Source organism: Stappia sp. 28M-7 (assembly GCF_014252955.1).
Taxonomy (GTDB): domain Bacteria; phylum Pseudomonadota; class Alphaproteobacteria; order Rhizobiales; family Stappiaceae; genus Stappia.
Genome location: NZ_JACMIA010000001.1, coordinates 1,943,815 through 1,965,102 on the forward strand (window position 1 = coordinate 1,943,815; position 21,288 = coordinate 1,965,102).

The window sequence follows — 21,288 nt, forward strand, 5'->3', positions numbered from 1 at the left end:
CTTATCTCCAGATCTTGTTGTAGGCGCCGGCGGTCGCGGCCTGTCCCTCGGTCAGCCGGGCAAGCGTGCCGAGCGGCACCTCGCGCCCTTCGGCGAGCGCCTCGACCGCCTGGCGGAAGTTCCGCACCACCTGCGCGACATAGGCGCGCGAGCGCTGGCGGCCCTCGATCTTCAGCGCCGTGACGCCGGCACGGGCAAGCGCGGGCAGCAGCTCCGAGGCGTCCAGGCTCGCCGGGTCCTCGAACACGTAGCCGGTGCGCGTGCCGACCTTGAAGCAGCCTTTGCACAAGGTGGGGTAGGGGGCGGGCGCCTGCGCCGGGGTGCGGTGGATGGTGTAGCCGCCGAGGCGCGCGGCCAGCTCGCCGTCTTCTTCGGCGTAGGCGACGTGGCTTGCCGGCGAGCACACGCCGTTCATGTTCGGCGACTTGCCGGAGATGTAGGAGGACAGCGAGCATCGGCCCTCGGCCATGACGCAGAGCCCGCCGAAGACGAAGACTTCCGTCTCCACGTCGATGTCGCGGTTGATCGAGGCGATCTCGTCGACGGTGAGCACGCGGGGCAGCACCACCCGCTTCACGCCGAAGGCGCTTGCGTGGAAGTTGATGACGTCCGGGTTCGCCGCCGCCGCCTGCACCGAAAGGTGGCGGCGCAGCGAGGGATGGCGCTCGGCCGCATGGGCGATCAGCCCGAGATCGGCAAGGATCACCGCGTCGGCACCGAGCGCTTCCGCGTCGCTCACCGCCCGGTGCCAGAGCTCCGTCTCGCCGGCCCGCGGGAACGTGTTGATGGCGACCAGTACCTTGGCGCCGCGCGCATGGGCATAGGCGATGCCGTCCGCCATTTCGGGGCGGGAGAAGTTGAGGCCGGGAAAGTTGCGGGCGTTGGTGTCGTCGGCAAAGCCGCAATAGATGCTGTGGGCGCCGGCATCCACTGCAGCGCGTAGCGAAGCCGGTGTGCCGGCGGGGCAGACGAGCTCCATCATCGCACGCCTCCCGCGCGGGTGAGTGGCACGCCCGTTGCCGCTTCCAGGCGGGCGATTGCGCGTGCGGCCAAACCCGACAGAGGGCCGGTGAGGCCGGCCAGTTCCGCGCCGATGTCGAGTTCCGCATCATCAATGGCATTGCGCAGAGCCAGAACGGCGGACGTGTCGCCTTCAACGGTGAGGTCGCGGGAGAAGAAAAGTGCGTCGCCGTCCCAAACCCCATGGACGAGGCCGACCAGGGCCGCGAGGCTGCCGGTGATGCGTGCATCGCCCTCCGGCGGTTCGCGGTGGAGGCTGACCGCCGGCGTGTCGCGGGCAAGGTCGAGCAGGAAGGACAGCGGCACGTCGCTCGCCGTCACCACGAAGCGCGTCCGGCGATAGGGGCCGAGGCGCTCCAGCAGTCCGGCATGCCGCGCGAGAATCCGGCGCGTCACCTGCGTTAGCAGCAGGTCCGCCGGCCCGTGCGGTGCCATTCGCACACCGAAGGCCAGAAGCGCCGGCATTTTCGGAATGGCGCGATGTTCCAGAGGATCTGCAAGGGCTTGCGGCATGGGGCGCTCCGGCAGGAGGGGACGGGTGCCGCGCACCATAGAGGGGCGATCTCCCGCCGTTGTTGATCCGCATCAACTTCGCGGGCGATCCGCTTTGCTAAGGCAGGGCACCCTTTTCAAGGAGCCGCCATGCGCCGCCTGCCAGCCTTTCCCGATCTCCGCAGCTTTCTGCGCTGGTGCGATGCAGCCGGCGAGATGTGCTCCATCGCCCAGCCGGTGCGGCTGCGCGAGGAGGTCACCGCCGTGCACCGCAAGGTGCTGCTGGCGGGCGGGCCAGTCCTGCGCTTCGAGCGTCCGCTCGCCGAAGACGGCTCGGTCTCCTCCATCCCGCTCATCGCCAATCTCTTCGGCACCCGGCGGCGCGTTGCTGCCGGTCTCGGTATCGAGCCTGCCGATATCGCTCAGCTTGGAGAATTTCTCGCCGCGCTGCGCAGCCCCGTGCCCCCGCAAGGCGTCGGTGATGCGCTTTCGCGCTGGCCGCAGATGGCGGCGGCCCTCAGGGCCCGCGTCAAGGTGCTCGGCAGGGGTGTCTCGCAGGAAGAGCGGATGGGAGAACCGGACCTGTCGCGCCTGCCGGTCCAGACCTGCTGGCCGGGAGATGCGGGCCCGCTGATGACCTGGCCGGTGGTGCTGACCCGCGATCCGGGGTCGCAGGCGAGCGACAGCGGACGCTACAATGCCGGCATCTACCGGGCGCAGGTGCTGGGCCCCGACCGGCTGATCCTGCGCTGGCTGCCGCACCGGGGCGCGGCGGCTCATCATCGCGGCTGGGTGCGCAAGGGGGAGCCGATGCCGGTGGCCATCGCGCTCGGCGCCGATCCGGCCTTGCTGCTAGCCGCGGCCCTGCCGCTGCCGGAAACCGTGTCGGAGCTGGCCTTCTCCGGCGTGTTGCGCGGGGCGCGCACTTCGCTGGCGCCCGCCGTCACCGTGCCCATGCTGGTTCCCTCCAGCGCGGAGATCGTGGTGGAGGGCTGGGTGCATCCGCAGGAGACGGCGCCGGAAGGCCCGTTCGGCGATCACACGGGCTATTACAACTCGGTCGAACCTTTCCCGGTGATGCGGGTGAGCGCGATCACCCACCGGCGCGATCCGCTTTATCTCTCCACCTGGACCGGCCGGCCGCCGGATGAGCCCTCCATCATCGGCGAGGTGTTCAACGAACTGGCGCTTCCCGTCATCCGCCAGCAGATCCCGGAAGTGGTGGACCTGTGGCTGCCGCCGGCCGCGTGCTCCTACCGCATCGCGGTGATCGCCATCGAGAAGCGCTACCCGGGCCAGGCGCGCCGGGTGATGCTGGCGCTTTGGGGGCTGCTGGCGCAGTTCAGCTACACCAAGATGATCGTGGTGGTGGACGCCGATATCGATCCGCGCAACTGGGACGACATCGCCTGGGCGCTGGCGACGCGCTATGACCCGGCCCGCGACACGATGCTGCTCGATCGCACGCCGATGGATTATCTCGACTTCGCCTCGCCGCTGGAGGGGCTCGCCGGCAAGATCGGGCTCGACGCGACGGTGAAGCTCGGATCGGAGACCGACCGCGCCTTCGGCGAGGTGATGCGGCTCTCGCCCGAGGCGGAGGGCGCCGCCGAGCGCATCCTGAAAGCGGAGGGGCTGGCATGACCCGCGTGGTTCTTGGCGTCTCGGGCGCTTCCGGGGCGCAGCTGGCGCTCGCCTGTGCCCGCGATCTGGCCCGACGCGGCGCGCTGCTCGATCTCGTCGTCAGCACCGGGGGAGGGCGGACGCTGGAGCTGGAGGGAGGCGAAGACGCGCGAAGCGAGCTGTCCGCGCTTGCCGTGCGTGAACACTCGATTGCCGATGTAGGTGCGGAGATCGCCTCGGGCTCGAGCGCGATCGCCGGCATGATCGTCGCCCCGTGTTCCATGCGCACGCTCAGCGCCATCGCCCATGGCCTCGACGACAACCTGCTGACGCGGGCGGCCTCGGTTCAGCTCAAGGAGCGCCGGCCGCTGGTGCTGCTGGTGCGCGAGGCGCCGCTCTCGCTCATCCACCTGCGCAACATGGTGCTGGCGACCGAGGCCGGTGCCATCATCCTGCCGCCGGTGCCGGCCTTCTATCTGCAGCCTGCCTCGCTGTCCGATGCGGTTGCGCAGATCGCCGCGCGCGCAGTGGACCTGTTGCGGCTGGGGCCAGCGCAGGCGCGCGCCTGGTCCGCGCCGGCCTCTCCCGATTGAGCTTCAGGGCGTTTTTCTCTGCTGTTTCACACCTCTGGGATTTCGGGTTAACCTCCTGTCAGTCCGGGATTGGGCAAAAGAGGGTCTGACCTTTCCGCATCCTGCGGCAAACCCCGGTGACGAGAGACCTTGCGTGATCATCCCTTGCATCTTGTCCGGTGGCTCCGGTTCGCGGCTCTGGCCCCTGTCGCGCTCGGCTCGACCCAAGCAGTTTCTTCCGATCTTCGACGGTGAGAGCCTGTTCCAGAAGACGTTGAAGCGCTTTGCCGGCCCCGCCTTCTCGGCGCCCATCGTCATCTCCAATTCCGAGCATCGCTTCCTCGTCGGCGAGCAGATGGCGGAAGTTCGCGCTCCGGCCGAGGATACGGCCATCGTGCTGGAGCCCGTCGGCCGCAACACGGCGGCGCCCGCGGCCATCGCCGCGCTGCTGGCCGAGGCGCGCGACCCGGACGCGCTGGTTCTGCTGGCGCCCTCCGATCACCTGCTGCGCGACACCGACGCCTTTGCCGCTGCCGTCGAGCGGGCGCTGCCGGCCGCAAGGGCCGGGCGCATCGTCACCTTCGGCATCAAGCCGTCCGAACCCAACACGGGCTACGGCTATATCCGTCTGGCGGAAGCCGGCGAGGGGCCTTGTGCGGTCGAGGCTTTCGTCGAGAAGCCGGATCTTGAGCGCGCCCGCGCGTTCCTTGCCGCCGGGACCTATGTCTGGAACGCCGGCATCTTCCTGTTCTCCGCCCGCGCCATGCTGGAGGAATTCGCGCGGCATGCACCCGAGGTCCTCGCCCGCGTGAAGGAGGCCCTGGCCGCTGCGACCCGCGATCTCGACTTCCTGCGCCTCGATGCCGGGGTCTTCTCGCAGGTCCCGAATATCTCCATCGATTATGCGATCATGGAGAAGTCGGAGCGGATTTCCTGCGTGCCGATGGAACCGGGCTGGAGCGATCTGGGTTCCTGGTCTGCGGTGTGGGAGGCTTTCGAGAAATCCGATGAGGGCAACAGCGTTCTGGGAGAGGCGCGTTTCGTGAAGGCGCGCGACAATCTCGTCGTCAGCGATGGTGCGCTGGTCTCGGTGGTCGGCCTCGACCATGTCATGGTGGTCGCCACCAAGGATGCGGTCCTGGTTGCCGACAAGGCCCATGCCCAGGATGTGAAAACCGTGGTCGAGGGGCTGCAGGCGGAAGGCCGCCGCGAGACCCGCGAGCATCGCCGGCTGTACCGCCCCTGGGGCTGGCGCGAGGAGATCGCCGTCGGCGGCCGGTTCCAGGTGCAGGAAATCGAGATCAAGCCGGGCGAGAGCATGTCCCGGCAAAGCCACGTCAACCGGGCCGAGCACTGGGTGGTGGTCTCCGGCACGCTCTCGGTCGAGATCGACGGCGAGACGCGGTTGATGACCGAGAACCAGTCGGCCTACGTTCCGGTGGGAGCGCGCCACCGGCTCGCCAATCCGGGCCGGGTGCCGGCGCGTGTCATAGAAATCCAGTCGGGCGCCTATATAGGCGATGACGACATTATCCGTTACGACGAGGCGGGGGCGCCATTTTCGTCCAAGTAAGTGCGGGCCTGTCTTGCGACCCGCGCGAGCCGAACCGGACCAGATCCTGAGGAAGATACATGCTGCCAGTGCCTGTCGCCGAACTGAAGCCGAACACCTACGCCTACGAATCCCGGCCGATGGTGAAGGCCACCGGGTTCCGCGAGTATGACGCCCGCTGGCTGTTCGAAAAGGAAATCAACCTGATGGGGATGCAGGCCCTCGGCATGGGCATTGCAACCCTCATGCGCGAGCGCGGCGTGCGCCCCGATATCGTCGTCGGGCATGACTTCCGCGGCTACTCCGCCGCCATCAAGATGGCGCTGGTCACCGGCCTGATGGCCGGCGGCGTGCGTGTCCACGACATTGGCCTGGCGCTGTCGCCGATGGCCTATTTCGCGCAGTTCGCCCTCGACGTGCCGGCGGTCGCCATGGTCACGGCCTCGCACAACGACAATGGCTGGACCGGCGTCAAGATGGGCATCGAGCGTCCGCTGACGTTCGGTCCCGACGAGATGGGACGCCTGAAGGAGATCGTGCTGACAGCGAGCTTCCGCGAAGGCTCGGGCAGCTACCGTTTTGTCGAGAACTTCCAGGAGCAGTATATCGCGGACCTCACCAATCGGCCGCGCCTGTCGCGTCCGATCAAGGTGGTCGCCGCCTGCGGCAACGGCACGGCCGGCGCCTTCGCGCCGCGCGTGCTGGAGGCCCTGGGCGCCGAGGTGATCCCGCTCGACTGCGAGCTCGACCACACCTTTCCGCGCTACAACCCCAATCCGGAAGACATGAAGATGCTTCATGCGCTCCGCGACCAGGTGCTGGAGAGCGGCGCCGAGGTGGGGCTGGGCTTCGACGGCGACGGCGACCGCTGCGGTGTCGTCGACAACGAGGGCGAGGAGATCTTCGCCGACAAGGTCGGCGTGATGCTGGCCCGCGACCTGTCCGCGCTGCATCCCGGCTGCCGCTTCGTCGTCGACGTCAAGTCGACCGGCCTGTTCGCCACCGATCCGGTGCTGCAGCAGAACGGGGCCGTGACCGACTACTGGAAGACCGGCCACTCCTACATCAAGCGCCGCGTCAACCAGCTGGACGCGCTCGTCGGCTTCGAAAAGTCCGGGCACTACTTCTTCAACGCGCCGATCGGCCGCGGCTATGACGACGGCCTCGTCTCCGCCATCGCCATTCTCGACATGCTGGACCGCAACCCGGGCCGCTCGATGGCGGATCTGCGCCGCGCGCTGCCGCGCACCTGGGGCTCGCCGACCATGTCGCCGCACTGCGCCGACGAGATCAAATACGAGGTCGTCGACCGGGTGGTGGAGCGCTTCACCGCCATGAAGGAGAACGGCGAGACGATTGCCGGGCACAGTATCGCCGATCTCGTCACCGTCAACGGCATCCGCGTCGTTGCCGAGGACGGTACCTGGGGTCTGGTACGTGCCTCGTCCAACAAGCCTGAGCTTGTCGTCGTGGTGGAAAGCCCGGTCTCCGAGGAACGCCTGCACGCCATGTTCCACGCGGTGGATGCGGTCCTGCGGGAAAATCCGGAAGTCGGCGACTATAACCAGACGCTCTGACGCTGCTGCGTCGGTCTTGGGGGAGGAGGCGGTAGTGCGCGCGACAGGGTCCGAGGAGTCCGCCTCCGAACTGATGGTGGTTCGCGAACGGCTGAAGAACTGGCTCGTGCGAGACGCCTTGCCCCTTTGGGCCGAGGCCGGCTACGACGCGGCGAGCGGGCACTTCGCCGAGAGCCTGGAACTGGGAACGGCTGAGCCGTCTTCGGCTCCGGCGCGGCCGCGCGTGCCGCCCCGGCAGATCTATTCCTTCGTTGAGGGCGCGCGGCTCGGCTGGCCGGGGGATGCGGCGCGCATCGCGGCCCGCGGGCTTGGCGCCTTCCATGGCCGCTTTCTCCAGAAGGACGGCAGCCTGCGCCCGCCGGCGGCGGATGGCTCGCGTCCCTTCGATCTCTACGACCAGGCCTTTGCCCTGTTCGCCTATGCCAGCATCGCCGGCGCCGTGGCGAGCCTGCGCGAGATCGCCGTCGAGGAGGCCAGGCGCCTTCGGGACCTTTTGATGGAGACGCTCGGCCATCCGGACGGCGGCTTCGAGGAGGATGTTCCCCGCCGGCTGCCGCTGCGCGCCAATCCCAACATGCACCTCTTCGAGGCGGCTTTGGCCTGGGAGCGGCTTTCGGGCAGTCCGCGCTGGGGCGACATGGCGAGCGGCATCGCCGAACTCGCTATGAGCCGTTTCATCGATCCCGATCTGGGGGTGCTTCGCGAGTATTTCGAGGGCGACTGGTCGCCGGCGGCGGGCGACGCCGGGCACAGGGTCGATCCCGGCCACCTGTTCGAGTGGTGCTGGCTGCTGACGATCTGGGGGCGCAGGACCGGCCGCGACGATGCCCTTGCCGCGGCGGCCCGGCTCTATTCGGCCGGACTGCAGCATGGCATTTGCCCGGATCGCGGCGTGGTCATGCTGGAGATCGGCGACGACCTGCGCCCGCGCGATCCGGTGGCACGGCTGTGGTCCCAGACCGAATGGCTGAAGGCCTCCCTGGTGATGATGGAAGAGGCCCGCAAGGCCGGCGACGTGCCGCGCGAGCGCGAGGCCGCAGCATCAGCGATTGCGGCCGCCCGTGTCATCGAGACCTATCTGGACGTTGAGCCGCGCGGTCTCTGGCGCGACCGCCTGGCGCCGGATGGCCGGTTCATCGATGAGCCGGCGCCGGCCAGTTCGCTTTATCACCTCGTTTGCGCCATTGCCGAACTCGACCAGGTCTGCGGCTGAGGCGGTCCCGCTATCACGCAAATTTCACGCAACTCGTGGAAAGTGGCGTGGAACGGGGTTATGGTTAATTCCGGTAGGTAATTTAGGCAGTGCGTGATTCTGGTTCAGCACGGCGTCGCGCAATGAAGACCGTTATGAACAGGGTCCGGCATGGCGTGCTTTTTTTGGCTGTTGCCGTTGCGGCAGTGGCAGGTATGCTGACTGGCCCGCGAATGGCCGATGCCGGCGAAAAGGTAACCGATCTGGTGTTTGCACAACGACCTGAGGAGCTTGTCGTCTCCTGCGATTTCGGTGGCGATGATTGGCGCAGGAACGCATGCGAAGGTCTCCTCGCGCGCCTTCGGGAGCGGCTGCCGGACATTGCGGTCCGGACCGGCGGCGACGATGGCGATGCCCGTTCCATGCGGGTGGCCGTGGAGTGGGTGAGGTCTCACGAGACTTTCGTGATGGCGCGCCTTTCCTGGCGTCAGGGCTCGGCCGCTGCGGCTCAGGGGCCCGTTATCGAGTTTTCCGTCAATGACCGACAGGTCAATTTCTCCGACGCACGGCCCTTTGGCCGGATGCTGGCGGACACTTTGCCTGTGGGGGGATGATTATCGACGACCGGCGCCTGCAGCCGGTCATCAGGACGCCAGGCGTCCGATCAGATTGCGAAAGGGTGTGAGATCATGTGTGACCTTTGTGCGATGACCTACCGGGATCCCGAAGTTCCCGTCGTTGCCGGCTACAGCTGCGACGAGACGTTCACTCCGGGTGCGGATACGGACTTCGCGGTCATCTCGGAAGGCGTGGATGCCTCTGCAAGCACGTCCACCTCCTACACGATCAATGTCGGCGACAGCTTCAACGGCACTCTGACGAGCGGCGATCAGGACTGGGTGCGGGTCACGCTCGAGGCAGGTACGACCTACAACATCGCATTGACCGCAAACACGTCGGGCCTCGACACTTATCTTCGCGTCCACAACTCCTCCGGTACTCAGATCGCCTTCAACGACGATGGAGGCGACGGCTTAAATTCGTTCCTCTCCTTCACTGCGACGACCGGCGGCACCTACTATCTGAACGCAGGCTCCTATAACGGTCTATCCACCGGCAACTACACCCTGTCGATCACGGCCCCGCCGCCGCTCCCGGTCTTCGATAACGACCAGATCGCCGCGCAGCTGACCAATGGCTATTGGGAAGCGACCGGACGCTCGCAGCGGTCCTTCAATGTGTCCTCCGGCGGCACGCTGGATGTGAACATCACGGGCCTGACGGCCGAAGGGCAGTTTCTCGCCACCCAGGCCCTGGCCGCATGGACGGCCGTGACCGGTATCAACTTCAACTTCGTGTCCGGGTCCGCCGCGATCACCATCGACGACAACGACAGCGGCGCCTACAATAGCTCGACCACCAGCGGCAACACGATCCTGTCGTCGACCGTGAACGTCTCGACCGCCTGGCTCGCCAATTCCGGCACGACGATCGACAGCTATTCCTTCCAGACCTACATCCATGAGATCGGTCATGCGCTGGGGCTGGGGCATGCCGGCAACTATAACAGCACGGCGACCTACGGCGTCGACAACCACTACAGGAACGACTCCTGGCAGGGCACCGTGATGTCCTATTTCGACCAGGACGAGAATACGTATATCAACGCCACGCGTGCCTACATCATCACGCCGATGGTGGCCGACATCATCGCCATCCAGAACCTGTACGGCGCGTCGACGACGACCAATCTCGGCAACACCGTGTATGGCTCCACGGGCGCCAACAACACAGGCACCTATATCGACAATTTCCTGAGCTACGGAAACAACGTTGCGCTGACCATTTACGATAATGGCGGCATCGACATTCTCGATTTCTCCGGGATCAATGCTGCCCAGCTGATCGACCTGCGTCCCGAGACCTATTCGAACGTGGGCGGGCTGACCGGCAACCTGACCATTGCTCGCGGCACTGTCATCGAGAACGCGACCGGCGGCAGCGGCAACGATACCCTCATCGGCAACAGCGCGAACAACCACCTGAACGGAAATGCCGGCGCCGACACGATGATCGGCGGTACGGGCGATGACGTGTACTACGTCGACAATGCTGGCGACATGATCGTCGAGAATGCCGGCGAAGGCTACGATACGATCATCAGCTCCCTGTCGTTTGTGCTGTGGCAAAATGGCCAGAATATCGAAGCGTTGCAACTTCAAGGTACTGCAAACCTTAATGGTACCGGTAACGCTCTGGACAATACGATTACCGGCAATTCCGGCGACAACGAACTGAATGGAGCCGCTGGCGCTGACTGGATGATCGGCGGTGCTGGCAACGATACGTACATCGTCGACAATGTCGGCGACATGGTCGTCGAGAATGCGGGTGAGGGAACGGACCGTGTCTACAGCTCGGTGAACTTCACGTTGAGTGCGCATAGCCAGCACCTTGAGAACCTGTATCTGACTGGAAGTTGGAACATCAACGGCTACGGCAATGGGCTGGCGAACATCATTCAAGGCAACAGCGGCAACAACAGCCTCGGCGGTGGTGGTGGTAACGACACGCTGTATGGCGGTGGCGGCAACGACTCGCTCGATGGCGGTTGGGGTGCCGACCACATGGAAGGTGGCTGGGGCAACGACATCTATTATGTCGACAATGTCGGCGACACGATCGTCGAGCTTGAGAACGAGGGTACGGACAGTGTCTATTCCTCGATCACGTTCGGCCTGAGCTCTCAGAGCCAGCACCTCGAGAACCTGTATCTGCAGGGAACGGGGAACATCAACGGCTACGGCAACGGCCAGAACAACATCATCGCGGGCAACATCGGCAACAACAGCCTTGCCGGCGGTGGCGGCAACGACACGCTGTATGGCGGTGGCGGCAACGACACACTCGATGGCGGCTGGGGTGCCGATCACATGGTCGGCGGCTGGGGCAACGACACCTACTATGTCGACAGTGCCGGCGACACGATCGTGGAGCTTGCCGGAGAAGGGGTGGACAGCGTCTACGCCTCGATCACGTTCGGCCTGAGCTCGCAGAGCCAGCACCTCGAGAACCTGTATCTGCAGGGGACTGGGAACATCAACGGCTACGGCAACGGCCAGAACAACATCATCGCCGGCAACATCGGCAACAACAGCCTTGCGGGTGGCGGCGGCAACGACACGCTGTATGGCGGTGGCGGCAACGACACGCTCGATGGCGGCTGGGGTGCCGATCACATGGTCGGTGGCTGGGGCAACGACACCTACTATGTCGACAGCGCCGGCGACACGATCGTCGAGCTTGCCGGAGAAGGGGTGGACAGCGTCTATTCCTCGATCACGTTCGGCCTGAGTTCGCAGAGCCAGCACCTCGAGAACCTGTATCTGCAGGGGACGGGGAACATCAACGGCTACGGCAACGGCCAGAACAACATCATCGCCGGCAACATCGGTAACAACAGCCTTGCCGGTGGCAACGGCAACGACACGCTGTATGGCGGTGGCGGCAACGACAACCTGGATGGCGGCAACGGCAACGACATCCTCGATAGCGGCTGGGGGTCTGATTTCCTGAACGGCGGTGCAGGCAACGATACGCTGACCGGTGGGTCCGGCGATGACACGTTCGCGTTCCTGAACGCCGGCGATACTGACACGATCACCGACTTTGAGAACGGGGTCGACACGATCCGGATCGGGGTTGGCGCCAGTAACTTCTCGCAGGTGACGGTGACGGATGTGGGGGCGGACACGCACCTGACCTTCGGCAGCAACACGGTCATCCTGCAGAACTTCGACCACACGCTGATTTCCTCGGGTGACTTTGCATTCGTGTGACCCGGGCCGAGATGTGCTGACGAGATGGATGCCGGCGATTTTGCAGGATTGCCGGTATTCGCCCCGAACGGGCAATGGGCACCCTTGCGGGCTTTCGCTCAAGGGGCTCAAAATTGCCCGAGGCGTTTACAATTTGATTCTTATTGCGATAACTAACAGGGCTGACTGATCGAACCGCGTTTCTCGCTCGCAATTTCCCGCCTGAAGACCTCTCCCCGATAAAGTATTTCGGTTGCGGCGAGGGGCATTGATGCCAGGCTCAATCGTGCCGAGCGACGCCGTTCAAGGGGATTTGGGCCATTGCCAGGCTCATTGGAGGGGTTGAAATGACGACGTATTCAGGCGGAAACGGTAACGATACATTTTCGATCACCGGGTTCGGTCACGATTATATCGGGAGCGGCGGCAACGATACGATCACGCTTCTTCCTGAAGTCGACCTTTATGTCGATTACCGGGGCTTCTCGGCAGCGTTGACGGTTGTCATCGACGGGGACGCCGGCGGCGGTCAGGTCACGAAGGACGGGATCGGCACGGATACTTTCCTTGCCGGCGGGGAACTGGATCCGGACGTCAGTGCCCTGACATTCGGCCTCGGCTCGGGCAATGACAGCGTCACCATCGACGATCCCGGCGGCATTTTTTACAGCATCCAGTCCAGCGCCGGCAACGACACCATCACGAACCTCGGCGGGTTCGTTCGGGTCGACTATCGCAACGTCGGAACGGGCATCACCTATACCAGCAACAACGGCTCGGGCGTCAGCGGCACCGTGGTCGGGGCTGGCATGGGGACGGACACGCTCTCCAGCGTCTTCGAGATCATGGGCTCGGCCGGCAACGACACGTTCAATGGCGGCAACGGCGACGAGCGTTTCATCCCGCTCGGCGGCAATGACATCGTCAATGGCGGCGCCGGGTTCGACCTGGTCCGGTTCGATCGCGACGGCATGGGATCCGTCATTGTCGATCTTTCCGCCGGAACAGCGGTGGGAACGTTCAACGGCGTTGGATTCTCGCACAGCCTGTCCGGGATCGAATATGTCCGCGGGTCGCGTACGGAAAGCACACAGTTTACCGGCTCCAACGCTGACGAGCGGTTCGACGGTTATGCCGGCGACGATGTCTTCAACGGCGGCGGCGGCAACGACATCATCAATGTCGGCACCGGCAGCGACACGGTCTTTGGTTCGACCGGCAACGACACGATCAATGTTCTGGCGACTGAAGAGGTCTTCCTGAACTACAGTTCGTTCTCCAGCGCCTTGTCGGTCAATCTTACCGGCACGACGATGACCATCGACAAGGGCGTCGGTGGCACCGATACGGTCAATATCGGCGGGCCCTACGACGGCAGCGGCACGATTACCCTTGCTCTGGGCTCCGGCAACGACAATGTCACGATCGATTCGGTCTCTGGCATTTTTGTCCAGGTCCGAGGCGGCGCAGGCGACGATACGATCACCCAACTGGGTTACGGTTTTGTACGGGCGGATTATCGCAACGTTTCGTCCGGCATCACTTACACCAGTAACAACGGCATCAATGTCAGCGGTACGGTGACCGGAACAGGTGTCGGCACCGATACTCTGGTGGGCCTCTCGGAAATCCGCGGCACCGATTACGATGACGTCTTCAACGGCGGGTCCGGCAACGAGCGCTTTATTCTGCGCGGCGGCAACGACACGTTGAACGGCGGCGACGGCTACGACACGGTGCGTTTCGACCAGGACGGCATGGGGGCGGTGACTGTCAATCTTGAGGCAGGTACTGCAACAGGTCTGTTCAACGGCAATGCCTTCAGTCACACCCTGTCCGGCATCGAGGCGGTCCGCGGTTCGCGCACCGGCGACGACAGCCTGACGGGGTCGTCCGGCGATGACACACTGGAAGGGCGTGGCGGCAATGACACGCTGAACGGCGGGGCCGGCAACGACTACCTCGATGGTGGTGATGGCGACGACATCATCAACACCGGCGAGGGCGAGGATACGGTCATCGGGTCTGCCGGCAACGACACGATCAACGTCCTGCAGCAGCATGACGTTTATGTCGACTACGCCGGGTTCACCACCAACATGGCGATCAGCATGACCGGTACGGTCATGACCATCGACAAGGGAACCGGGGATGTCGACACGCTGAACGTGACGGGGCCCATCGATCCGGAGTTGGGCAGCGTCGCTCTCGCGCTCGGCTCCGGCAACGACACCGTGACGATCAACGCGACTGCGGGTATTTTCGTGCAGGTTCGCGGCGGCGCCGGCGACGACACCATCACGCAGACAGGTGATGGTTCGGTCCGTGCAGACTATCGCAACGCGTCGTCCGGTATCACCTATACCAGCAACAACGGCTCCGGCGTCAGCGGCACCGTGACCGGCGCAGGCATCGGCACCGATACCCTGGTCAACGTGAGCGAGATCCGCGGCTCCGACTCCAATGACGTCTTCAACGGCGGCGATGGCGACGAGCGTTTCATCCTGCGCGGCGGCAACGACACGGTCGATGGCGGCGGCGGGTTCGATACGGTGCGCTTCGATCGCAACGGTATGGGCGCTGTGACGGTCAATCTCGCGGCCGGTACGGCGACGGGTCTGTTCAACGGCAATGCCTTCAGCCATACGCTCGCCAATATCGAGCACGTTCGCGGATCGCGTACCGAGAGCGACACATTGACCGGTTCCAACGGAAACGACCGGCTCGAAGGTCTCGGCGGCAACGACACCCTGGACGGTGGCCTGGGAGCCGACACGCTGATCGGCGGTACGGGTGACGACACCTACTACGTGGACAACGTCGGCGACACAATCGTCGAGCTTGAGAATGAGGGCACGGACAGGGTCTACAGCTCGGTCACATTCGCTCTGAGCTCGCAGAGCCAGCACCTCGAGAACCTGTATCTGCAGGGAACGGGGAACATCAACGGCTACGGTAACGGCCAGAACAACATCATCGCGGGCAACGTCGGCAACAACAGCCTTGCCGGCGGTGGCGGCAACGACACCCTGTATGGCGGTGGTGGCAACGACACGCTTGATGGCGGTTGGGGTGCCGACCGCATGGAAGGTGGCTGGGGCAACGACACCTATTATGTCGATAATGTCGGCGATACGATCGTCGAGCTTGAGAACGAGGGCACGGACAGCGTCTACGCCTCGATCACGTTTGCCTTGAGCTCGCAGAGCCAGCACCTCGAGAACCTGTATCTGCAGGGAACGGGGAACATCAACGGCTATGGCAACGGCCAGAACAACATCATTGCCGGCAACAGCGGCGACAACAGCCTTGCTGGCGGTGGTGGCAACGACACGCTGTATGGCGGTGGCGGCAATGACTCGCTCGATGGCGGTTGGGGTGCCGACCATATGGAAGGTGGCGCCGGCAACGACATCTATTATGTCGACAATGTCGGCGACACGATCCTCGAGCTTGAGAACGAGGGTACGGACAGTGTCTATTCCTCGATCACGTTCGGCCTGAGCTCTCAGAGCCAGCACCTCGAGAACCTGTATCTGCAGGGAACGGGGAACATCAACGGCTACGGCAACGGCCAGAACAACATCATCGCGGGCAACATCGGCAACAACAGCCTTGCCGGCGGTGGCGGCAACGACACGCTGTATGGCGGTGGTGGCAACGACAGCCTGGATGGCGGCTGGGGTGCCGATCACATGGTCGGTGGCTGGGGCAACGACACCTACTATGTCGACAGCGCCGGCGACACGATCGTCGAGCTTGCCGGAGAAGGGGTGGACAGCGTCTACGCCTCGATCACGTTCGGCCTGAGCTCGCAGAGCCAGCACCTCGAGAACCTGTATCTGCAGGGGACTGGGAACATCAACGGCTACGGCAACGGCCAGAACAACATCATCGCGGGCAACATCGGCAACAACAGCCTTGCCGGCGGTGGCGGCAACGACACGCTGTATGGCGGTGGCGGCAACGACACGCTCGATGGCGGCTGGGGTGCCGATCACATGGTCGGCGGCTGGGGCAACGACACCTACTATGTCGACAGCGCCGGCGACACGATCGTCGAGCTTGCCGGAGAAGGGGTGGACAGCGTCTACGCCTCGATCACGTTCGGCCTGAGCTCTCAGAGCCAGCACCTCGAGAACCTGTATCTGCAGGGGACGGGGAATATCAACGGCTACGGCAACGGCCAGAACAACATCATCGCCGGCAACATCGGCAACAACAGCCTTGCCGGTGGCAACGGCAACGACACGCTGTATGGCGGTGGCGGCAACGACAACCTGGATGGCGGCAACGGCAACGACATCCTCGATAGCGGCTGGGGGTCTGACTTCCTGAACGGCGGTGCAGGCAACGATACGCTGACCGGTGGGTCCGGCGACGACACGTTCGCGTTCCTGAACGCCGGCGATACCGACACGATCACGGACTTCCAGGACGGGATCGATACGATTGCAATCGGCCTCGGGGTGACGCAGTTCTCGCAAATCACCGTGACGGATGTGGGGGCGGACACGCACCTGACCTTCGGCACCAACACCATCGTGCTGCAGAACTTCGACCACACGCTGGTGTCGGAGAGCGACTTCAGCTTCGTGTGATCCTGTTCAAGTATGACGTTGACATGTATACCGGCGACCCGCTTGGGCCGCCGGTCCTCGCGACGAGACTATGACTTGGGAAGATCCTGTTGGGGTTGCGTTGAAACTGCCGCAGGCGTCTACAATCGCATCTATATGGCGATAACTAACAGGGCTGACTATTCAAAACGGTGCTCCGCGCACGCATTTTCTGCCTGAAGACTTCTCCCCGATAAAGTATTTCGGTAGTTGGGAGGGCGTTGATGCCAGACTCAACCGCGCCGAGCGATGCCGTTTAGAGGCATTCGAGCCATTGCCAAGCTCACTAAAGGGGTTGAAATGACGACGTATTCAGGCGGAAGCGGAAACGATGTGTTCTCGATCACCGGGCTCGGTCACACTTATATCGGAACTGGTGGAAGCGATACGATAACGCTTACTCCTGAGGTCGGCCTTTACGTCGACTACTCAGCGTTCATCGAAGGACTCGCGGCCACCATGGAGCGTGGGCCGGGTGGAGAACACATAGTTGCCATATCCGGGGTCGGCTCAGACACGTTCGTCTTCAGCGGCGATTTTGATCCCGATGTCAGCAGTTTGACGATCGCCCCCGGTTTGGGCGATGACGCAATCGTAATCGATCGTTATTTCGGGATGCCCTGCGAGATTCTGTCGAGTGCAGGCGATGACACCATCACCGGTGGCTACGCTTGGTATGGTACTCCTGCGGCCGGTCAGTACGCCGGTTTCGTCAGCGTCGTCTATGCCGATGTCGCGTCGGGGATCGTCTATACCGGTAACAATGGCGCGAATGTCAGCGGCACTGTGACGGGCGTTGGGATCGGCACTGATACACTGGAAGATGTTGCTGTGATCGTCGGCTCGAACGGCGACGACACGTTCACCGGTGGCTGGGGCGATGAGCAATTTGTCATGCTCGGCGGCAACGATACCGTGAACGGAGGGGATGGCTGGGACTCCGTGAGGTTCGACCGGGTTGGTATGGGCGGCGTGACCGTGGATCTCGGCGCGGGCACGGCGACGGGAAGCTACAACGGCAATGCCTTCAGTCACACGCTGTCGAGCATCGAGGTTGTCCTCGGTTCCTCCGCAGAGGATATTATTACCGGCTCCTCGTCCTTTAACAGACTACAAGGGGGCGGCGGCAACGACACGATTTACGGTGTCGGCGGCATTAACATCATCGACGGTGGCGAAGGTGCCGATACAATGATCGGCGGCACCGGGAATGACTCATATATTGTGGACAATGTCGGCGACATCGTCATCGAGAACTCGAGCCGGGGTGGCCGCGATGGTGTGATGAGTTCGATTAGTTATACACTAACCGATTTTGTTGAAAGTCTGACTTTGGCCGGCTCCGCAAACATCAACGGTTACGGAAACGATCTGAACAATATTATTAACGGCAATTCGGGAAACAACATCCTGGATGGCGGTGCCGGCGCCGATGGAATGATCGGTTGGGATGGCGACGACACATATTATGTCGATAACATCGGTGATTCCATTCTTGAGAGTTCTGGAGGAGGTACAGATTCGATTTATAGCTCAATCTCGTTGGGGCTGAGCGTGTTTGCTTACGTCGAAAACTTGTATCTAATCGGGACTGGGAACATCAACGCGTGGGGTAGTTGGCAGGCGAACATCATCGCGGGCAACGTCGGCAACAACAACCTGGACGGCAATCAGGGCGACGACACGCTGTATGGCGGCGGCGGCAACGATACGCTTGATGGCGGCGACGGCGCCGACCATATGGAAGGCGGTTGGGGCAACGACACCTATTATGTCGACAATGTCGGCGACACGATCGTCGAGCTTGAGAACGAGGGTACGGACAGCGTCTACGCCTCGATCACGTTCGGCCTGAGTTCGCAGAGCCAGCACCTTGAGAACCTGTATCTGCAGGGTACAGGGAACATCAACGGCTACGGCAACGGCCAGAACAACAACATTCAAGGCAACAGCGGCAACAACAACCTTGCCGGCGGTGGCGGAAACGACACCTTGGATGGTGGCCTAGGCGCCGATCACATGATCGGCGGTTGGGGCAACGACACCTACTATGTCGACAGTGCCGGCGACACGATCGTCGAGCTTGAGAACGAGGGAACGGACAGCGTCTACAGCTCGATGACGTTCGGCCTGAGTTCGCAGAGCCAGCACCTCGAGAACCTGTATCTGCAGGGAACGGGGAACATCAACGGCTACGGCAACGGCCAGAACAACATCATCGCCGGCAACATCGGCAACAACAGCCTTGCCGGCGGTGGCGGCAACGACACGCTGTATGGCGGTGGCGGCAACGATACGCTCGATGGCGGCTGGGGTGCCGATCGCATGGTCGGTGGCTGGGGCAACGACACCTATTATGTCGATAATGTCGGCGACACGATCGTCGAGCTTGAGAACGAGGGTACGGACAGCGTCTATTCTTCGATCACGTTCGGCCTGAGCTCGCAGAGCCAGCACCTCGAGAACCTGTATCTGCAGGGGACTGGGAACATCAACGGCTACGGCAACGGCCAGAACAACATCATCGCCGGCAACATCGGCAACAACAGCCTTGCCGGCGGTGGCGGCAACGACACGCTGTATGGCGGTGGCGGCAACGATACGCTCGATGGCGGCTGGGGCGCCGATCACATGGTCGGCGGCTGGGGCAACGACACCTACTATGTCGACAGCGCCGGCGACACGATCGTCGAGCTTGCCGGAGAAGGGGTGGACAGCGTCTACGCCTCGATCACGTTCGGCCTGAGCTCTCAGAGCCAGCACCTCGAGAACCTGTATCTGCAGGGGACGGGGAATATCAACGGCTACGGCAACGGCCAGAACAACATCATCGCCGGCAACATCGGCAACAACAGCCTTGCGGGTGGCAACGGCAACGACACGCTGTATGGCGGTGGCGGCAACGACAACCTGGATGGCGGCAACGGCAACGACATCCTCGATAGCGGCTGGGGGTCTGACTTCCTGAACGGCGGTGCAGGCGACGACATCCTGACCGGTGGGTCTGGCGACGACACGTTCGCGTTCCTGAACGCTGGCGACACGGACACGATCACGGACTTCCAGGACGGGATCGATACGATTGCAATCGGCCTCGGGGTGACGCAGTTCTCGCAAATCACCGTGACGGATGTGGGGGCGGACACGCACCTGACCTTCGGCACCAACACCATCGTGCTGCAGAACTTCGACCACACGCTGATTTCGGAGAGCGACTTCAGCTTCGTGTGACCGGAGGATAGGGCGAGCGCCCGGCGGGGGAGAACTCTTCGCCGCCGGGACTTGCCGCGCTGCGACGCCTGTGCGACACGAAACGGCATGCGGAAGCTCTTCCGCATGCCGTTTCTATTTCATCGAACCCTACCAGAGATCCGATCATGGCCGCGGACACTGCCCACTCCGATGCCCTTGCCAGCCTGCGCGCCCGCCTTGCCGACCGCTCCGCCGTCATCGGCGTCATCGGTCTCGGCTATGTCGGCCTGCCGCTTGCCTTGCGCTTTTCGCAGATCGGCCATCCGATCGTCGGCTTCGACGTGGACCCGGCGAAGGTCGCAAGGCTCAACGCGGATCGCGGTTTTCCCCGCTATGTCGGCAATCGGCGCGAGGAGGTGCGGTTCGCCGGCCCCTTCGAAGCGACGACGGACTTCGCGCGCGCGGCTGACTGCGACGCGCTGATCATCTGCGTGCCGACGCCGCTCGGCCGCTTCCACGATCCGGATATCGGCTACATTCTCGATGCCGCCCGTGCCATCCGCCCCTACCTGCGCTCCGGCCAGGTGGTCGCGCTGGAATCGACCACTTATCCCGGCACCACCGAGGACGACATGCTGCCGGCGATGGCGCGCGAGGACCTGGTGGTGGGCCAGGACATCTTCGTCGTCTACTCGCCCGAGCGCGAGGATCCCGGCAACGCCAGCTTCGGCATCCGCGAGATCCCCAAGGTGGTGAGCGGCGTCACCGACGCCTGCCTTGCCGCGGCAGAAGCGCTCTATGGCTCCGCCGTCGACCAGCTGGTGCCGGTCTCCTCGACCCGCGTCGCCGAGATGACCAAGCTGCTGGAGAACATCCACCGTGCGGTCAATATCGGCCTCGTCAACGAGATGAAGACGCTCGCCGACCGCATGGGCATCGATATCTTCGACGTTATCCGCGCCGCCGCCACCAAGCCCTTCGGCTTCACTGCCTTCTATCCCGGCCCCGGCGTCGGCGGTCACTGCATCCCGGTCGACCCGTTCTACCTGACCTGGAAGGCGCGCGAATACGGCCTGCACACCCGCTTTATCGAGCTGGCCGGCGAGATCAACCGCTACATGCCGGACTTCATCGTCGAGAAGCTGATGGACGCGCTCAACGGCCACCGCAAGGCGCTCAACGGCGCGAAGGTGCTGGTGCTCGGAGCCGCCTTCAAGAAGAACATCGACGACATCCGCGAGTCGCCGAGCCTGATGGTGATGGAGCGGATCGTCGCGCGGGGAGGGGAGCTCTCCTATGCCGACCCCTTCGTGCCGCAGCTCTCGCTGGAAAGCGGCCACGCGTTTGCCGCCGTGGAGGCGGATGCCGAGACCATCGCCAGCCAGGACGCCATTGTCATCGCCACCGATCACGATGCCTTCGACTACGCGATGATCCTCGACAAGGCGAAGCTGGTGATCGACACCCGCGGCCGCTATCCGGCGAGCGAGCCGAAAGTGACGCGCGCCTGACCCTGTGCCAAAGGCCGGCATGGCGGACATGCCGGCCGTGACGATTGTATTTTTCCTGCCGGTCGGCTAACCCACGCAACGACATCTTGCGGGCTGCGGGCCGTCTTGACCCGGCAACCA

12 protein-coding genes are annotated in these 21,288 nt (G+C 63.7%); 10 read left to right on the top strand and 2 right to left on the bottom strand.

What is annotated here, in order from left to right; all coding sequences use genetic code 11:
* Position 1: 1 nt before the first annotated feature.
* Together ubiU and ubiT are read right to left on the bottom strand one after the other, a co-directional pair.
* Positions 2-979, bottom strand: a complete 978-nt coding sequence (ubiU, locus tag H7H34_RS08570) for a ubiquinone anaerobic biosynthesis protein UbiU (protein WP_120270920.1) — start codon at positions 977-979, stop codon at positions 2-4.
* Positions 979-1,533, bottom strand: coding sequence for a ubiquinone anaerobic biosynthesis accessory factor UbiT (ubiT, locus tag H7H34_RS08575; protein WP_209006182.1), 555 nt, complete (start codon positions 1,531-1,533; stop codon positions 979-981). Before ubiT ends, ubiU begins: the two co-directional genes overlap by 1 nt.
* 129 nt (positions 1,534-1,662) lie before the next feature.
* Between ubiT and H7H34_RS08580 the strand changes: the two genes are divergently transcribed.
* The 10 genes from H7H34_RS08580 (at position 1,663) to H7H34_RS08625 (ending at position 21,168) form a co-directional block, all read left to right on the top strand.
* Positions 1,663-3,156, top strand: a complete 1,494-nt coding sequence (locus tag H7H34_RS08580; protein WP_185924927.1) for a UbiD family decarboxylase — start codon at positions 1,663-1,665, stop codon at positions 3,154-3,156.
* A complete protein-coding gene (locus tag H7H34_RS08585; RefSeq protein WP_185924928.1) occupies positions 3,153-3,728 on the top strand; it encodes a UbiX family flavin prenyltransferase in 576 nt (191 codons plus the stop codon). The genes H7H34_RS08580 and H7H34_RS08585 overlap by 4 nt, the downstream gene beginning before the upstream one ends.
* A 133-nt stretch (positions 3,729-3,861) precedes the next feature.
* Positions 3,862-5,280, top strand: a complete 1,419-nt coding sequence (locus H7H34_RS08590) for a mannose-1-phosphate guanylyltransferase/mannose-6-phosphate isomerase (protein ID WP_371811370.1) — start codon at positions 3,862-3,864, stop codon at positions 5,278-5,280.
* A 59-nt stretch (positions 5,281-5,339) separates the two neighbouring features.
* Positions 5,340-6,836, top strand: a complete 1,497-nt coding sequence (locus H7H34_RS08595; RefSeq protein WP_185924930.1) for a phosphomannomutase/phosphoglucomutase — start codon at positions 5,340-5,342, stop codon at positions 6,834-6,836.
* A 34-nt stretch (positions 6,837-6,870) separates the two neighbouring features.
* Positions 6,871-8,049: an AGE family epimerase/isomerase gene (locus tag H7H34_RS08600; protein WP_185924931.1), complete on the top strand. Its 1,179-nt coding sequence runs from the start codon at positions 6,871-6,873 to the stop codon at positions 8,047-8,049.
* 122 nt (positions 8,050-8,171) lie between these two features.
* Complete coding sequence (locus tag H7H34_RS08605; RefSeq protein ID WP_185924932.1) at positions 8,172-8,642, top strand: hypothetical protein; 471 nt, start codon at positions 8,172-8,174, stop codon at positions 8,640-8,642.
* 93 nt (positions 8,643-8,735) lie between these two features.
* Positions 8,736-11,867, top strand: coding sequence for a M10 family metallopeptidase C-terminal domain-containing protein (locus H7H34_RS08610; RefSeq protein ID WP_185924933.1), 3,132 nt, complete (start codon positions 8,736-8,738; stop codon positions 11,865-11,867).
* Positions 11,868-12,193: 326 nt separating this feature from the next.
* Entirely contained in the window at positions 12,194-16,447 is a 4,254-nt protein-coding gene (locus H7H34_RS08615; protein WP_185924934.1) for a beta strand repeat-containing protein, read from the top strand.
* A 318-nt stretch (positions 16,448-16,765) separates the two neighbouring features.
* Complete coding sequence (locus H7H34_RS08620) at positions 16,766-19,696, top strand: beta strand repeat-containing protein (protein ID WP_185924935.1); 2,931 nt, start codon at positions 16,766-16,768, stop codon at positions 19,694-19,696.
* 146 nt (positions 19,697-19,842) lie between these two features.
* Positions 19,843-21,168 carry a nucleotide sugar dehydrogenase gene (locus H7H34_RS08625; RefSeq protein ID WP_185924936.1) on the top strand — a complete coding sequence of 442 codons (1,326 nt, stop codon included), beginning with the start codon at positions 19,843-19,845 and terminating at the stop codon, positions 21,166-21,168.
* Positions 21,169-21,288 lie beyond the last annotated feature (120 nt).

Bases quoted from the DNA above. Each gene is read 5' to 3' on its own strand.
- H7H34_RS08625 (WP_185924936.1), top strand. From the start codon at position 19,843: ATGGCCGCGGACACTGCCCACTCCGATGCCCTTGCCAGCCTGCGCGCC.
- H7H34_RS08610 (WP_185924933.1), top strand. From the start codon at position 8,736: ATGACCTACCGGGATCCCGAAGTTCCCGTCGTTGCCGGCTACAGCTGC.
- H7H34_RS08615 (WP_185924934.1), top strand. From the start codon at position 12,194: ATGACGACGTATTCAGGCGGAAACGGTAACGATACATTTTCGATCACC.
- H7H34_RS08580 (WP_185924927.1), top strand. From the start codon at position 1,663: ATGCGCCGCCTGCCAGCCTTTCCCGATCTCCGCAGCTTTCTGCGCTGG.
- ubiU (WP_120270920.1), bottom strand. From the start codon at position 979: ATGGAGCTCGTCTGCCCCGCCGGCACACCGGCTTCGCTACGCGCTGCA.
- H7H34_RS08605 (WP_185924932.1), top strand. From the start codon at position 8,172: ATGAAGACCGTTATGAACAGGGTCCGGCATGGCGTGCTTTTTTTGGCT.
- ubiT (WP_209006182.1), bottom strand. From the start codon at position 1,533: ATGCCGCAAGCCCTTGCAGATCCTCTGGAACATCGCGCCATTCCGAAA.
- H7H34_RS08620 (WP_185924935.1), top strand. From the start codon at position 16,766: ATGACGACGTATTCAGGCGGAAGCGGAAACGATGTGTTCTCGATCACC.
- H7H34_RS08595 (WP_185924930.1), top strand. From the start codon at position 5,340: ATGCTGCCAGTGCCTGTCGCCGAACTGAAGCCGAACACCTACGCCTAC.
- H7H34_RS08585 (WP_185924928.1), top strand. From the start codon at position 3,153: ATGACCCGCGTGGTTCTTGGCGTCTCGGGCGCTTCCGGGGCGCAGCTG.